This window comes from Alkalibacillus haloalkaliphilus, assembly GCF_007991275.1.
Lineage (GTDB): Bacteria > Bacillota > Bacilli > Bacillales > Alkalibacillaceae > Alkalibacillus > Alkalibacillus haloalkaliphilus.
In genome coordinates this window covers 147679-161675 of record NZ_BJYA01000003.1, presented here as the reverse complement: position 1 = coordinate 161675, position 13997 = coordinate 147679, and the positions used below count along the sequence as shown (strand labels likewise).

General features: G+C 36.4%; 19 protein-coding genes. All 19 read left to right on the top strand.

What is annotated here, in order from left to right; translation table 11 throughout:
• Positions 1–32 precede the first annotated feature (32 nt).
• The 19 genes from AHA02nite_RS04895 (at position 33) to AHA02nite_RS04805 (ending at position 13941) form a co-directional block, all read left to right on the top strand.
• Positions 33–1214, top strand: coding sequence for a D-alanyl-D-alanine carboxypeptidase family protein (locus tag AHA02nite_RS04895; protein WP_146814949.1), 1182 nt, complete (start codon positions 33–35; stop codon positions 1212–1214).
• A gap of 77 nt (positions 1215–1291) precedes the next feature.
• Positions 1292–1645: an anti-sigma F factor antagonist gene (gene spoIIAA, locus AHA02nite_RS04890; RefSeq protein ID WP_146814947.1), complete on the top strand. Its 354-nt coding sequence runs from the start codon at positions 1292–1294 to the stop codon at positions 1643–1645.
• Positions 1642–2085 carry an anti-sigma F factor gene (gene spoIIAB / locus AHA02nite_RS04885; RefSeq protein ID WP_146814945.1) on the top strand — a complete coding sequence of 148 codons (444 nt, stop codon included), beginning with the start codon at positions 1642–1644 and terminating at the stop codon, positions 2083–2085. The genes spoIIAA and spoIIAB overlap by 4 nt, the downstream gene beginning before the upstream one ends.
• Positions 2086–2090: 5 nt before the next feature.
• A complete protein-coding gene (gene sigF / locus AHA02nite_RS04880) occupies positions 2091–2843 on the top strand; it encodes an RNA polymerase sporulation sigma factor SigF (protein ID WP_407642717.1) in 753 nt (250 codons plus the stop codon).
• A 168-nt stretch (positions 2844–3011) separates the two neighbouring features.
• The gene (locus tag AHA02nite_RS04875; RefSeq protein ID WP_146814943.1) at positions 3012–3623 is read left to right on the top strand and encodes a stage V sporulation protein AA; all 612 of its coding nucleotides are present in this window, start codon (positions 3012–3014) and stop codon (positions 3621–3623) included.
• Positions 3616–4032 carry a stage V sporulation protein AB gene (locus tag AHA02nite_RS04870; RefSeq protein WP_146814941.1) on the top strand — a complete coding sequence of 139 codons (417 nt, stop codon included), beginning with the start codon at positions 3616–3618 and terminating at the stop codon, positions 4030–4032. Before AHA02nite_RS04875 ends, AHA02nite_RS04870 begins: the two co-directional genes overlap by 8 nt.
• Before the next feature lie 15 nt (positions 4033–4047).
• Positions 4048–4494 carry a stage V sporulation protein AC gene (gene spoVAC / locus AHA02nite_RS04865; RefSeq protein WP_146814939.1) on the top strand — a complete coding sequence of 149 codons (447 nt, stop codon included), beginning with the start codon at positions 4048–4050 and terminating at the stop codon, positions 4492–4494.
• Positions 4495–4514: 20 nt separating this feature from the next.
• Positions 4515–5528 carry a stage V sporulation protein AD gene (spoVAD, locus tag AHA02nite_RS04860; protein ID WP_146814937.1) on the top strand — a complete coding sequence of 338 codons (1014 nt, stop codon included), beginning with the start codon at positions 4515–4517 and terminating at the stop codon, positions 5526–5528.
• Between the two features lie 2 nt (positions 5529–5530).
• Complete coding sequence (gene spoVAE, locus AHA02nite_RS04855; RefSeq protein ID WP_146815114.1) at positions 5531–5881, top strand: stage V sporulation protein AE; 351 nt, start codon at positions 5531–5533, stop codon at positions 5879–5881.
• 15 nt (positions 5882–5896) lie between these two features.
• The gene (locus tag AHA02nite_RS04850) at positions 5897–7378 is read left to right on the top strand and encodes a spore germination protein (RefSeq protein ID WP_146814935.1); all 1482 of its coding nucleotides are present in this window, start codon (positions 5897–5899) and stop codon (positions 7376–7378) included.
• 170 nt (positions 7379–7548) lie between these two features.
• Positions 7549–8826: a diaminopimelate decarboxylase gene (gene lysA, locus AHA02nite_RS04845; RefSeq protein WP_146814933.1), complete on the top strand. Its 1278-nt coding sequence runs from the start codon at positions 7549–7551 to the stop codon at positions 8824–8826.
• A 27-nt stretch (positions 8827–8853) separates the two neighbouring features.
• On the top strand, positions 8854–9288 hold the full coding sequence (locus AHA02nite_RS04840) for a peptidylprolyl isomerase (protein WP_146814931.1): 435 nt from the start codon (positions 8854–8856) through the stop codon (positions 9286–9288).
• Between the two features lie 141 nt (positions 9289–9429).
• Positions 9430–9771 carry a GNAT family N-acetyltransferase gene (locus tag AHA02nite_RS04835; protein WP_017184961.1) on the top strand — a complete coding sequence of 114 codons (342 nt, stop codon included), beginning with the start codon at positions 9430–9432 and terminating at the stop codon, positions 9769–9771.
• A gap of 146 nt (positions 9772–9917) precedes the next feature.
• Entirely contained in the window at positions 9918–10676 is a 759-nt protein-coding gene (locus tag AHA02nite_RS04830) for a segregation/condensation protein A (RefSeq protein ID WP_146814929.1), read from the top strand.
• A complete protein-coding gene (scpB, locus tag AHA02nite_RS04825) occupies positions 10657–11235 on the top strand; it encodes an SMC-Scp complex subunit ScpB (RefSeq protein WP_146814927.1) in 579 nt (192 codons plus the stop codon). The genes AHA02nite_RS04830 and scpB overlap by 20 nt, the downstream gene beginning before the upstream one ends.
• A gap of 42 nt (positions 11236–11277) precedes the next feature.
• Positions 11278–11739 (top strand): DUF3907 family protein, encoded by a 462-nt coding sequence (locus tag AHA02nite_RS04820; RefSeq protein WP_146814925.1) that lies wholly within the window; start codon positions 11278–11280, stop codon positions 11737–11739.
• 184 nt (positions 11740–11923) lie between these two features.
• Complete coding sequence (locus AHA02nite_RS04815; protein WP_170235969.1) at positions 11924–12823, top strand: D-alanyl-D-alanine carboxypeptidase family protein; 900 nt, start codon at positions 11924–11926, stop codon at positions 12821–12823.
• On the top strand, positions 12824–13414 hold the full coding sequence (locus tag AHA02nite_RS04810; protein ID WP_146814921.1) for a nucleoside recognition domain-containing protein: 591 nt from the start codon (positions 12824–12826) through the stop codon (positions 13412–13414).
• Positions 13414–13941, top strand: coding sequence for a spore maturation protein (locus AHA02nite_RS04805; RefSeq protein ID WP_370871924.1), 528 nt, complete (start codon positions 13414–13416; stop codon positions 13939–13941). The genes AHA02nite_RS04810 and AHA02nite_RS04805 overlap by 1 nt, the downstream gene beginning before the upstream one ends.
• The last annotated feature ends 56 nt before the right edge of the window (positions 13942–13997 follow it).

The following is a 13997-nucleotide window of genomic DNA, read 5'->3' as shown; positions in this document are numbered from 1 at the left end:
ATATGAAGCATGAATGAATGGAGGGAATTAGTATGCTACGCAAAATTACAATTTTGACGATGATCTTATTCTTATTATTTCCACAAACGAATATATGGGCTAATGAAGAAGGAAGTAGTGAACTAGTTGAATCAGCAAAGTCAGCTATGCTGTTAGAGGTTGATACAGGTACAATTCTGTATGATAAAGATCCTCATAAACGTTTACCACCAGCAAGTATGACAAAGCTTATGTCTATGCTTTTAATTATGGAAGAGCTGGATAAAGGGTCAATCACATTAGAAGAGACGATTCAAGTGAGTGAATATGCTGCATCAATGGGTGGTTCACAAATTTACCTTGAACCATTTGAAGAAATGACTGTTGAGGATTTACTAAAAGCCGTTGCAGTAGCTTCAGCAAATGATGCAACTGTAGCACTAGCTGAACGGATTTCAGTTACTGAACAAGCATTTATTGATCGAATGAATGAACGAGCGAGTGAGCTAGGATTGGAGAATACAAACTTCGTTAACTCGACAGGTTTACCTGCTGAAAATCAGTATAGTTCTGCTCATGATATGGCTCGAATTGCTCAAGAGCTTCTTCATCATGAAGAGATCACCGACTATACTAAAATTTATGAAGACTATCTAAGACAAGATACAGATGATGAGTTTTGGCTTGTTAACACGAATAGGTTAGTTAAGTTTTATCAAGGTGTTGATGGCTTAAAAACGGGATATACTAGTGAAGCTAAATATTGCCTAACAGCAACAGCTAAACGCGGTGATATGAGAGTTGTATCCGTCGTAATGGGAGCAGAAACGCCACAGAAACGTAACGCTGATATTACGTCGATGCTTGATTATGCTTATGGACACTATGAATTGCATCAACTTCACGCTAAAGACGATGAGTTATATCACTGGCAACATATTAAAGCAGACAATGACTATTTAGTAGCTGCACCTAAACAAAACATTTCGATGTTATTAGAAAAAGGTGAAAACATTAGTGATTATCGTACAGAAGTTTCAGTTGATTCTTCTGATGAGTGGCCATTAGCAAAAGGTGACGAAGTTGGTAAGATTGAGATCTATAAAGAAGAACAACTCGTTAAAGATTATCCTTTAACTATTAAAGAAGAAATAAAAGATGCATCTGTTTGGACGTTATGGAAGCGAATGATGAATCAACTCCATCATCGAGATGTTATGTCGAATTTGAACTAGTTTTGTCTTTGTGCAGGAAAACAAAATAACTATGGCGAAAAGGCTCAATAGCATCTATTCAAAGGAGGAAAAATGCATTGAGCCTTATTTCACATTTCGAGAGAAAAGAAGATGTGTTGCTTGTTCGTTTAGTTGGTGAATTGGACCATCATGAAGCAGAAACATTAAAAGAAAAATGGCAACAGTATTTGCAAGATGACGGCGTTAAAAATGTCGTTGTTAATCTAGAAAGGTTATCATTTATGGACTCATCAGGTTTAGGTGTTTTCCTTGGTCGCTATAAGGAAGTTAAAGCTAATGATGGTGAGATGGTCATTTGCTCCATTAATAAATCTGTTAAAAGGTTATTTGAACTTTCTGGGATGTTTAAACTAGTTAATACTGAAGAGGATGAAACAGCTGCACTATCCCGTTTGGGGGTGGCTTCATGAACAATCATATGAAAGTTGAGATGGCTGCTAAAAGTGAGAATGAATCTTTTGCGAGAGTAGTTGTTGCTTCTTTTATATCACAACTAGACCCGACGATGGATGAACTAACAGAAGTGAAAACAGTTGTTTCTGAAGCGGTAACGAATGCAATTATTCACGGTTATGAAGACGTAGACCAAGGTATTGTAGAGTTAGAATGCCATATTGATGAACAAGAAGTGTCATTAAAGATTATAGATCACGGAAAAGGAATTCCTGACATCGACGAAGCGGTTGAACCGATGTATACTTCTAAGCCAGAGTTAGAACGCTCTGGGATGGGCTTTACGATTATGGAGAATTTTATGGATGAGTTTGAAGTGGTGTCAGCTGAAGGTCAAGGTACAACGGTAACATTAAGGAAAAAATTCAATCACAATGAACGTCATGCTGTCCGGTGATGTCAATGAAAGAAAATAAGCAAGTTAAGGATGAGCGCGCTTTATCAAATGAAGAAGTGAAAGAACTCATCGAACGAAGTCAGCAAGGTGATCAAGACGCGCGAGATTTAATTGTTGAGAAGAACACTCGACTTGTTTGGTCGGTTGTTCAACGTTTTTTAAACCGAGGTTATGAAGCTGACGACTTATTTCAAATAGGGTGTATAGGATTAATTAAGTCAATTGATAAATTTGACTTAAGTTATGATGTGCGCTTTTCGACTTACGCTGTGCCAATGATTATTGGTGAAATTCAGCGGTTTATTCGAGATGATGGTTCAATTAAAGTGAGCCGATCATTAAAAGAAATGAACCATAAAATTAGAGCAAAAAAAGATGAATTAACAAAGGCATATGGACGCTCTCCATCCATTGCAGAATTAAGTGAGGCGCTGGAAATCCCGAAAGAAGAACTTGTTATGGCGATTGAAGCAAATCAAGGCACTCATTCGATCCACGAAACGGTGTATGAAAATGAAGGTGACCCAATTACATTGATGGATCAAATTGCTGATAAAGAAACAAGGTGGTTCGATCATATTGCTTTAAAAGAAGCGATACAAAAACTAGACAATCGGGAAAGGTTAATTATTTACTTAAGGTACTATAAAGACCAAACCCAGTCAGAAGTGGCTAAACGACTAAATATATCTCAAGTACAAGTTTCACGTTTGGAGAAGAACATCTTGTCTGAATTAGAAGATTTGTTGGAGACATAAAATAATAAATAAAAGGAACATTAACTTGTAAATCCAGGTTAATGTTCCTTTTATTTTTTTGTTCTAAAGAGCTTAACAAATCGGCTCATTATAAGTTGTAAAAAATACATGGATTACTATTCGATGTACATAATAACAATATAGCAATTCAAGGGATGGGTCTAACAAATGTCTAATGTCATCTATTTGCGTCTGAAATACAAGCGGAAAGTTAATGTCAACGACCAAATAAGACTAGGAGATATCGCCTGGATTAGTTGTGCAGAGGAATTGCAAAGTAAGCTTTTAAACTTATTTGTTTATGAAGTAACAGAGAATGATCAAACGTATAAAGTAATTGATCTATATAACATTATTAAAAAAATACAAAACCTGTATCCAGAAAACGATATTGAATCTGTTGGACCATCACAAACGATTTTAATACTTGAACAGCCTCGTACGAAAATGTATCCCATTTATGTGTTTTTCATTTGGACCCTTTTATTTATAGGAGCAGCTATGGCTGTTATGAATTTTCATTTTGATGTAAGCATGCCAGAAGTACAGGAGAAGTTGCACAGCATGATGTCTGGTGATATAGATCGAAGTGTCCTATGGTTACAAATCCCGTATTCAATTGGGTTAGGTTTAGGGATGATTTTATTCTTTAACCATTTCTTAAAGAAGAAGTTTAATGAAGAACCAAGTCCGCTTGAAGTTGAAATGTTTAACTACGATCAGAATTTATATGAATACGTCACATTTAATGAAAATGAGTTGAACAAAAATAATGATTAGTTACGCTGTAGAAATTATTGTCGGCTTATCGGCTGGTCTAGCGGTAGGTTCTGGTTTTGTAGCCTTTCTTACTGTATTAGGTATAATTCCCCGATTAGTTCAACTGTCTAAATCAGGCAAACTGATTCGTGTTTATGAATGGTCGGTTATATTAGGTGCGATGTTTGGCATTTGGATTACATTTAGCGACTACACGTTTCAAACACCAATTGTCGTTGAAATGTATTGGGGGTTGTTACACGGGATTTTTGTTGGGATGTTGGCAGCTGCATTAACCGAAGTGCTTAATGTATTTCCGATATTAGCTAAAAGATTACAAGTAGACAATTTTATTCCTTTATTAGTGTTAGCTATAGTTTTTGGGAAAATATTAGGGTCGTTGTTTCAATGGATATTTTTTGTGAACTAGAAAGGAGCAAGACGATTGATAACAAAAGAAAACTACAAGCAATCATTAAAAGATTATCAACCAAAACCAAAGTATTTTCGGAATTGTTTAAAAGCTTTTATGGTCGGAGGGTTTATTTGTTTGATTGGCCAAGGATTGACGTTTTTTTACATGGAAATGTTCGGGTTTACTTCAAAAGAGGCAGGTAATCCAACTGTTACGACTTTGATACTAATTGCGGCTTTATTAACTGGCTTTGGATTGTATGACAAGATAGGACAGTTTGCTGGAGCCGGATCAGCTGTGCCAGTAACAGGTTTTGCAAACTCTATTACGAGTGCAGCGTTAGAGCATAAAAGTGAAGGGATCGTATTAGGGATTTCTACTAATATGTTCAAGTTAGCTGGTTCCGTTATTGTATTTGGAACGGTAGCCGCTTACGTTGTCGGTGTGATTCGCTACACAATTCAAACTTTATTTTAAAGTGTAAGGGGGGTTTTTTTATGAAACAAGGGAAGCATTCATGGATTTTTAATAACAACGAAGTTTATATAAAAGGAACTGCAACTGTCTCTGGTCCGAAAGAGAAAGCAGGTCCTTTAGGTCAAACCTTTGACTATTCATATGAGGATTTATACTGCGACGGCAAAACTTGGGAGCAAGCGGAGCAGAATATACTTAATAAATCAATTAAGATGTGTATTGATAAGTCTAAGGTTCGTGAAGACGCGATTGATTTAATTATTAGTGGAGACCTTTTAAATCAAACGGTCTCTTCAAATTATACTGCAAGAAACTATGAAAGTTCTTTTCTAGGTGTTTTCGGCGCTTGCTCTACTTCAATGCAGACGTTAGCTATGGGGGCGTCACTAGTTGATAGTGGAAACTGTAATTATGTGTTGGCAAGTACAAGTAGTCACTACTCAACCGCGGAGAGACAATTCCGTTACCCTACTGAATATGGTGGTCAAAAGCCTGATACAGCAACATCGACCGTTACTGGCGCAGGTTCGGCATTAATCTCTAAAGAGCATAGTTCAATTCAAGTAGAGGGTGCAACAATAGGTAAAGTAATTGATTTTGGCGCAGATGATCCATTAGATATGGGGTCAGCAATGGCACCAGCAGCCGCTGATACCATTGTGCAGCATTTAAAAGATTTCAACCGAACTCCAGAGGATTACGACTTAATTTTAACTGGCGACTTATCGAGTGTCGGTACTCCAATTGTTAAAAAGTTAGCTTATCAATCGGGTTATGACATAGAAAACGTTCATCGTGATTGTGGATTAATGGTTTATCACTCAAATCAAAACATATTTGCAGGTGGTAGTGGGTGTGCAGCTTCAGCAATTGTAACTTATGGTCAAGTCATTCAACAGTTAAAAGCAGGGGAGTTAAATAAAGTGTTAGTAATCGCTACAGGTGCTTTACTAAGCCCTACAATCGTACAACAAAAAGAAACAATTCCGTGTATTGCACACGGTGTTGTCTTAAAGCGGGTGAGTACATCATGATCATGGACTTTTTCTGGGCTTTCGTTGTAGGTGGGGCAATTTGTGTTATTGGACAATTACTTTTAGATATTTTCAAACTAACGCCAGCACATGTTATGTCTTCATTTGTTGTTGCTGGTGCTGTCTTGGACGGCTTCGGGCTGTATGATAAATTAATTGAATTTGCCGGTGCTGGAGCTACAGTTCCAATTACAAGTTTCGGGCATTCTTTGTTACACGGTGCGATGGTACAAGCGGAGGAACATGGATTTTTAGGAATTGCAGTTGGGATTTTTCAATTAACTTCTGCAGGTATCGCATCAGCAATATTATTCGGATTCATCGTAGCATTGATCTTTAAACCAAGAGGGTAAAGGGTGCGTTTGTTTATGTCTAATGATGAACTAAAAATTAAAAGCTCGATTACAGAAAATAGAAAGATCTTTGAAGATAAGCTGGGCCTTGATGTTTCATTTGATATTGGATATCGAACAATTATTGTATTAGGTAAAGAAGTCGACTTTTACTATGTAAATGGATTGGTTGACACCGAATTTGTAACTGAAATTTTAAAGAAAGTTATTGAAATAAATGACTTTGAAGAGAATGAAAATAAAGTTCCAGAAATCGTTAAAAATAGGTTAGCCAATCATCAATTTGAAGAAATCCAATCAGTTGATGATGCTGCGACAGAAATTATGTCGGGGTTATTAGTTGTACTCGTAGACGGAAAAGATAAAGCCTTTGTAGTAGACGTTCGTAATTACCCTGGAAGAGGACCAGAAGAACCAGATACGGAAAGGGTAGTGCGAGGGTCACGAGACGGTTTTACAGAAAATATTATCGAAAATGCCGGTCTAACAAGAAGGCGTGTAAGAGATGAAAATTTACGTCTAGAAATTATGCAAGTAGGTAGGCGTTCCAAAATGGACGTCTCAATTATGTACATTGATGATATAGCAGACCCGGGATTAATCGAAACGGTGAGAAGTGAAATTGAGAAAATTGATGTTGATGGATTGTCCATGTCAGACAAGACATTAGAGGAGTTTATATTAAATCAGGCTAAAACACCTTTTCCATTAGTGAGGTATACAGAAAGGCCAGACGTAGCTTCAGCTCACTTGTTTGAAGGACACGTTTTAGTCATGGTGGATACATCTCCAAGTGTGATGATTACACCGACGACATATTTTCACCACGTTCAACACGCCGAGGAATTTAGACAAGTCCCCTTTATTGGTACATTTGTAAGGTGGGTGAGGTTTTTAGGCATATTAGCTTCACTATTCTTACTTCCATTGTGGTTACTATTTGTTTTAGAACCTGACAGACTACCTGAAAACTTAGCTTACATTGGTCCTTCAGATGAAGGTAATGTACCGATTGTCGTACAAGCATTACTAGCAGACTTAGGGTTAGAATTCCTTCGAATAGCAGCCATTCATACTCCGACTGCTGTATCGACCGCACTCGGTTTAATAGCGGCAGTGTTAATCGGTGAGATCGCCATTGAAGTAGGGCTCTTTACACCAGAAATAATACTTTATGTCGCAATTGCTGCAGTTGGAAGTTATGCAACACCGAGTTATGAATTATCAGTAGCAAATAAAATAGCAAGAATGGCGCTTGTCATTTTAACTGCTTCATTTGGCGTTTTAGGTTTAGTGCTTGGAATGACATTGTATGCTTTAATTTTAACTCGCACTTACTCATTAAACACGCCATATTTATGGCCGTTAATACCGTTCAATGCAAAAGCAATGTATAACATCTTGTTTAGAGTTTCAGTTCCGATTCAAGAACGTCGACCAAGTATCGTTCACCCGCAAGATGATAAACGAACTGGATCTGGACCTGATTCTGAATAATGTTATTAAAAGCAGGTTATGTTTATATTCATAACCTGCTTTATTTAGATTCGAAGTTGAAATGAATGAAATTTTCGAACGAAAAATAATTGAACGTTGCTTTTCCATATGGTAAGTTTACTGTATTGTATAGAGAGAATTGTCTATAGAGAAATGGATAGGTGAGTTTCATGGTTAAAGATACATTACACATAGGTGGGAAAAGTCTAATTAGCTTAGCAGAAAAGTATGGAACACCACTTTTCGTATATGACGTAGAAAAAATCCGAAACAACGCAAGGGCTTTTGTTCAAACATTTAAAGAGCAAGATGTTAATTTTCAAGTGGCTTATGCAAGTAAAGCATTCTCTTCAATTGCAATGCTACAAGTTGCAAAGCAAGAAGAATTGAGTTTAGATGTCGTCTCAGAAGGTGAGTTGTACACAGCGATTGAAGCAGGTTATCCTGCTGACAAAATCCACCTTCACGGTAATAATAAAAGTATTTCTGAGTTAGAAATGGCAATTGACTATAATGTAGGATGCATTGTCATTGATAATTTTTATGAAATCGAACTTTTAAATGCGATTCTAAAAGAGAAGAATGAAACTGTTAATGCACTCATTCGAATTACACCAGGGATCGAAGCACACACGCATGAGTATATTTTGACTGGTCAAGAAGATTCGAAGTTCGGCTTTGATTTATTAAGCGGTCAAGCTGATCAAGCTGTATCCGAAGTATTGAACAACGAAAGAATCCATTTACAAGGTGTGCATAGCCACATCGGATCACAGATATTTGAAACGACAGGATTTGAAATGACAGTACAAGCTTTATATAAAGCTTTAGCACAGTGGAAAGAGAAATTTGAATTCGAAGCTGAAGTGATTAACCTCGGTGGAGGCTTCGGAATTAAATACACTCAAGAAGATGAACCGTTACCATTACAAAATTATGTTACAGCTTTAGTTGACTCCGTCAAGCAAGCGGCTAATGAGCATGGGTTGTCTATGCCAGAGATTTGGATTGAGCCAGGACGCTCGATCGTTGGTGATGCAGGTGTAACCATTTATGAAGTCGGCTCAATTAAAGATATTCCTGGAGTGCGAAAGTATGTTTCAGTAGATGGTGGTATGACTGATAATATAAGACCTGCACTATACCAAGCAGAGTATGAAGCGGAGCTACTTAACAAAATTGATGAACCGAAAGAAGAAACTGTTTCAATTGCTGGTAAGTGTTGCGAAACTGGCGATATGTTGATTTGGGATATAGAAGTGCCTACAATAGAAAGTGGCGACTATTTAGCTGTTTTCTCAACAGGCGCATATGGCTATTCCATGGCAAGTAATTATAACCGTTTTCCTAAAGCAGCAGTTGTTTTTGTTGAAAACGGTGAAGATCGATTAGTAATAAAACGTGAACGCTATCAAGATTTGACACGTTTTGACCTTTCATATGAGTAAAATAGATAAGAAAGAAGGGATTTTGAAATGAAAAAAGCAACAATTCAATTCGAAAATGGAGAACAAATTAAAATTGATTTATTTGAAGATGGAGCACCAAACACAGTAGATAACTTTGTAAAACTTGCTAATGATGGATTTTACGACGGCTTAACATTCCACCGTGTAATTCCTGGTTTTGTCATCCAAGGAGGGTGCCCAACTGGTAACGGAACTGGTGGGCCAGGCTATACTATTAAGTGTGAAACTGAAGGAAATCCGAACAAACATGAACGTGGTTCATTATCAATGGCACATGCAGGTAAAGACACAGGCGGAAGCCAATTCTTCATTTGTCATGATGCTCAGCCACACCTTGACGGACGCCATACTGTTTTTGGTAAAGTAACAGATGGAGTTGAAATTGTGGACCGAGTTCAGCCAGGTGATGTTATGCAAAAAGTAGTAATCACTGAAGCATAATGTTCTATAAATTATTGTGTCCCTCTTCCTAAAAAATGTATTATTGACAAATGAACAAAAACAAGTAAAGTATATATTGTATTATATAGACGTTATTTGGTAAAAATATGTAAGTAATTGAAAGTTTAAAGAGGGGTTTCTATGCTTATAAAATATAAAAAGAGCTTTGAGAAGATTGCCATGGGCTTACTATCTTTCATGCCAGATGAAAAAGAAGTTAAAAAGCTGCAATCAACAATCAAAGAATATGAAAACAATGATGACTGGCAATTGTTCTTATGGAAAGATGAGGATATATTAGGTGCGATTGGTGCTAGGTTTAATAATGAACAAATGATTGTTCAGCATATAAGCGTAACACCTTCACACCGAAATCAAGGTATAGGTAAAGAAATGGTTAAGGCTTTAAAAGACCAATATCAAGAGCAGTATGAGATATGTGGTGACGGCCAAACTAAAGATTTCTTTGATCAATGTGAGTAATTAAAAGGGTGGTTTCGACTCAATGAGAGTTGAAGCCACTTTATTTTTGCTAATGAAGTGTGAAGAAACGATTGCGATATTCCTTTTTCCTTTGATATTTGGTAACATGAAGTTAGTAAGGTAACCGATTTGAAATGAGTGAGTTGATGAGTGAGTCAATCTATAAAGTGAAAATTGACGCGTTTGAGGGACCATTAGACTTGTTATTACATTTAATTAACCAGTATGAGATTGATATTTATGAAGTTCCTTTAAAAGAAATCGCAGATCAATATATGAATTATATTCATACAATGCAAGATTTACATTTAGATATTGCTAGTGAATATTTAGTGATGGCAGCAACTTTGTTAGAAATCAAAAGTAATATGTTATTGCCGAAACAAGAGTTAGATTTTGAAGATGAATACGAAGAAGACCCACAAGAAGAATTAATTCAAAGGTTAGTTGAATATAAAAAGTATAAAGAAGCTTCAAAAGTTCTAAAAGAAAAAGAACAAGAATCAAATCAAGTTTACACTCGGGTACCAGTTGATTTAACACCGTTTCAATCAGAAGAAGTTGTTAAACGTAGCGAAGTACTATCTGTAGTAGATCTGACTGAAGCTTTTCAAAAAGTATTAAGACGGAAAAAGTTACTTGAACCAATGGAAACAACGATCCAACGGCAAGAAATATCGATTGAAGACCGAATGGGTGATGTTGTGAACACACTACATAAATTCAAAGGTGAATCTTCATTTTTTGGATTGTTTGAATATGAACAGAAGTTTGAAGTCGTTACTACTTTTCTAGCATTGCTTGAATTAATGAAAACTTATACGATTATTTGCTATCAGAAAGAAAATTTTGAAGATATAACAGTGGCCTTAACGGAGGATTATTATGGAACTAGCTCAACTTAAAGGCGTATTAGAAGGGTTGTTATTTGCCTCTGGCGATGAAGGGATATCAATGGCACAAATTAAGAAAGTACTCTCTGTCAATGGGGAAACAGCCGAAATATTACTAGAAGAGTTGAAGTATGATTATGAACATGGACAAAGGGGATTATCTATCTTAGAACAAAAGGGTGTTTATTACTTAACAACTAAGTCTGAACACGCTTTGTACTTTGAGAAAATGCAAGAAACGAACTCAAGTTCGAAGCTTTCACAAGCTGCTTTAGAAACTTTAGCGATTATTGCGTATCAACAGCCAATAACAAGAGTTGAAATAGAAGATATTCGGGGTGTGAAAAGTGATGGGCCGATCCAAACGTTAGTTTCACGATTTCTAATCGAAGAATGTGGGCGGAAAGAGACAAGTGGTCGTCCTATTCTTTTCCAAACTACTAAAGAGTTTTTAACTTTTTTCGGTTTAACATCATTGGATGAGCTGCCACCACTACCAGATGAAAACTTTCAAGAGGCTGTACAAGATGCTGATCTGTTTTTCAATGATATGGAGGAGCCATCTGCTTAAAAATGTTGATCATTGTTCGTCAAGGAGGTAACTTTGTGGCCGATGAGCACACACTTATTTTCACAGGCTGAGAAAGTCTATAATCAATTAGATATAATAGAGCGTGATTTAAATTATTTTTTGAATGATAAAAGCGTAACTTTTATTTTGACTGATGAAGTACAATTGGATCAAGAATATGTGCGTTCGATCGTGAAGCATTTTCGTTATCTTGAAGTTTACTGTATGGAGGGGAAATTCGCTTTAGAACGATTAATAGCAACTAAAGACATTCAAGAAGAAGTACTTGAAAAAGTATTAAGAGGCGTTTATTTTAAATGTGTTAATCAGTTTTTCTCTCCTAAAGATGACCTTTGGTATGAGGATAGTCGTGCTTCTTACCAAAATAAAATGTCGATTGAATTCCAGCGTGAGCCTGGTAACCACATACTAGAAATAGCAAAACTAATCGAGCCGACATTTCAAGATTTACGTGAAGAGTTAGATTATTTAGAAGCTGTATAGCTTATATAAACCTATAAAGTTAATAGCTACTCAGCAAAAAGGTGACCCCGAATGTAATTAAGGGGGTCGCCTTTTTTTAGTTTGATTAGATAATTTATAGAAGCTTTTATCATACAAGCCTTTATAACACCATATAATGTTTCATGAGAATAGGACAAGACGGTTACAGAATAGGAGATGTCAGATGAGAAAAATTATTTCCCTTGCTCTTATTGGATGCTTATTAATTATGTTGCAACCTACTTTCATGACGCATGCGCAACCAGGTGTATCTGCTAAAAGTGCTATAGCAATTGATATGGACACTCAAGAGATCATTTACTCTAAAAATATTCATGAGCAATTACCGATTGCAAGTATTACTAAAATAATGACAGCTATTGTTGCATTAGAACACAAAGAGTTAGATTCAAAAGTGACTATATCAAACGAAGCATCTAGAATGATTGGATCCTCTATATACACGCAACCAGGTGATGTATATTCGATCGAAGATTTGTTATATGGTCTAATGTTGCGCTCAGGGAATGATGCAGCTTATGCAATTGCTGAACATGTTGCTGGTAGTGAGAAAGGTTTTGCATTTTTAATGAATGAGAAAGCGGAGTGGATTGGTATGCAAAACAGCAGCTTCCAAAACCCACACGGATTAGATGAGGACGACCATTATTCTACTGCCTATGATATGGCGGTTTTAACGAGCTATGCAATGAATACGAGTGACGACTTTAGAGAGATCTTTGGTACGAAAAGATACTTATCTGAAAATGTTGGTTACCATTGGATGAATAAAAATAAATTACTTATGACTTATGACCAAGTATGTACAGGTGGTAAAACAGGTTACACGAGCATTGCTGGGAGGACATTAGTTACAACAGCTGAACAAGATGGCAGTGAGGTCGTGGTCGTTACAATCGACGCATCAGATGACTGGAATGATCATCGACTGCTATACAATTATGCTTTTTCACATTTAGAAGATAGACCTGAAATCCCAATATTTTTTGGAGAAGAACCGAGTGAACCATCCTTATGGGAAAGGTTTATGAAGTCGTTTCGTTATTTACAAGGGGCAATTTAGATGGTTAATATCATTTGGGTAGCTTTAGCAGCAATTGGAATAATTTATGCATTTTTTAACGGCACAATTGAAGAAGTAAATGAAGTGATTTTTAGTAGTGCTCAAGATGCTGTTGCGCTAACGATCAGTCTTGTGAGCGTTTTAGTGTTTTGGTTAGGTTTAATGAGAATTGCAGAGAAGGCAGGTTTATTAGAAAAGTTAGCGCATTTATTCAAGCCTGTCTTTACAAGACTCTTCCCAGAAATTCCCGCTAACCATCCAGCGATGGGCTATATTTTATCAAATTTTTCAGCTAATTTATTTGGTTTAGGCAATGCAGCAACACCGTTAGGCATTAAAGCAATGCATGAAATGAAAAAATTAAATAATGATAGTGATGTTGCTTCTCGTTCAATGATTACATTTTTAGCTTTAAATACTTCAAGTGTGACACTCGTTCCGACGACGATTATTGCTATTCGAATGCAATATGATTCGATGGCTCCAACCGAGATTGTAAGTTCTACAATTATAGCGACTTTAATTTCAACGATTGGAGCTATTATGATTGATCGGTATTTTTATTACAGGAGACAAAGGAGACTTATATAATGCTTGTGCATATAAGTAACTGGATTATTCCGCTTATTATTTTAACGGTATTACTGTATGGAACTTATAAAAGGGTTCCAACGTATGAGACGTTCGTTGAAGGAGGTAAGGAAGGCGTCAAGATGGCTGTTTCCTTGCTTCCTTTTTTATTAGGAATGATTGTATCTATTAGTATATTTCGGGCTTCGGGAGCATTAGATGCATTTGTTAACTTAATCGACCCAGTACTCTCAATCTTCAATATTCCTTCTGAGATTGTTCCACTAGCTATTACTAGACCTATATCAGGAACAGCTTCACTAAGTATTGCCACTGACTTAATTAAAACTGAAGGGCCAGATTCATTTATCGGTCAATTAGCATCAACCATGCAAGGAAGTACAGATACTACGTTATACGTATTAACAGTTTACTTTGGAGCTGTTGGAATTAGAAAGATGGGAGATGCATTAAAAGTTGGACTTTTAGCTGACTTCGTTGGTATAATTGCTTCGTTAGTTGTATGTTACCTTATTTTTGGTTCATAATGTTACTAAAGAAATTCAAGCGTTAACCGTGATGTTAACGCTTTTCTTATGCCATA

Bases quoted from the DNA above. Each gene is read 5' to 3' on its own strand.
- AHA02nite_RS04835 (WP_017184961.1), top strand. From the start codon at position 9,430: ATGCTTATAAAATATAAAAAGAGCTTTGAGAAGATTGCCATGGGCTTA.
- lysA (WP_146814933.1), top strand. From the start codon at position 7,549: ATGGTTAAAGATACATTACACATAGGTGGGAAAAGTCTAATTAGCTTA.
- AHA02nite_RS04805 (WP_370871924.1), top strand. From the start codon at position 13,414: ATGCTTGTGCATATAAGTAACTGGATTATTCCGCTTATTATTTTAACG.
- AHA02nite_RS04810 (WP_146814921.1), top strand. From the start codon at position 12,824: ATGGTTAATATCATTTGGGTAGCTTTAGCAGCAATTGGAATAATTTAT.
- spoVAE (WP_146815114.1), top strand. From the start codon at position 5,531: ATGGACTTTTTCTGGGCTTTCGTTGTAGGTGGGGCAATTTGTGTTATT.
- AHA02nite_RS04875 (WP_146814943.1), top strand. From the start codon at position 3,012: ATGTCTAATGTCATCTATTTGCGTCTGAAATACAAGCGGAAAGTTAAT.
- scpB (WP_146814927.1), top strand. From the start codon at position 10,657: ATGGAACTAGCTCAACTTAAAGGCGTATTAGAAGGGTTGTTATTTGCC.
- sigF (WP_407642717.1), top strand. From the start codon at position 2,091: ATGAAAGAAAATAAGCAAGTTAAGGATGAGCGCGCTTTATCAAATGAA.
- AHA02nite_RS04850 (WP_146814935.1), top strand. From the start codon at position 5,897: ATGTCTAATGATGAACTAAAAATTAAAAGCTCGATTACAGAAAATAGA.
- AHA02nite_RS04840 (WP_146814931.1), top strand. From the start codon at position 8,854: ATGAAAAAAGCAACAATTCAATTCGAAAATGGAGAACAAATTAAAATT.
- AHA02nite_RS04870 (WP_146814941.1), top strand. From the start codon at position 3,616: ATGATTAGTTACGCTGTAGAAATTATTGTCGGCTTATCGGCTGGTCTA.
- AHA02nite_RS04815 (WP_170235969.1), top strand. From the start codon at position 11,924: ATGAGAAAAATTATTTCCCTTGCTCTTATTGGATGCTTATTAATTATG.
- AHA02nite_RS04820 (WP_146814925.1), top strand. From the start codon at position 11,278: ATGAGCACACACTTATTTTCACAGGCTGAGAAAGTCTATAATCAATTA.
- spoVAD (WP_146814937.1), top strand. From the start codon at position 4,515: ATGAAACAAGGGAAGCATTCATGGATTTTTAATAACAACGAAGTTTAT.
- AHA02nite_RS04895 (WP_146814949.1), top strand. From the start codon at position 33: ATGCTACGCAAAATTACAATTTTGACGATGATCTTATTCTTATTATTT.
- AHA02nite_RS04830 (WP_146814929.1), top strand. From the start codon at position 9,918: ATGAGTGAGTCAATCTATAAAGTGAAAATTGACGCGTTTGAGGGACCA.
- spoIIAB (WP_146814945.1), top strand. From the start codon at position 1,642: ATGAACAATCATATGAAAGTTGAGATGGCTGCTAAAAGTGAGAATGAA.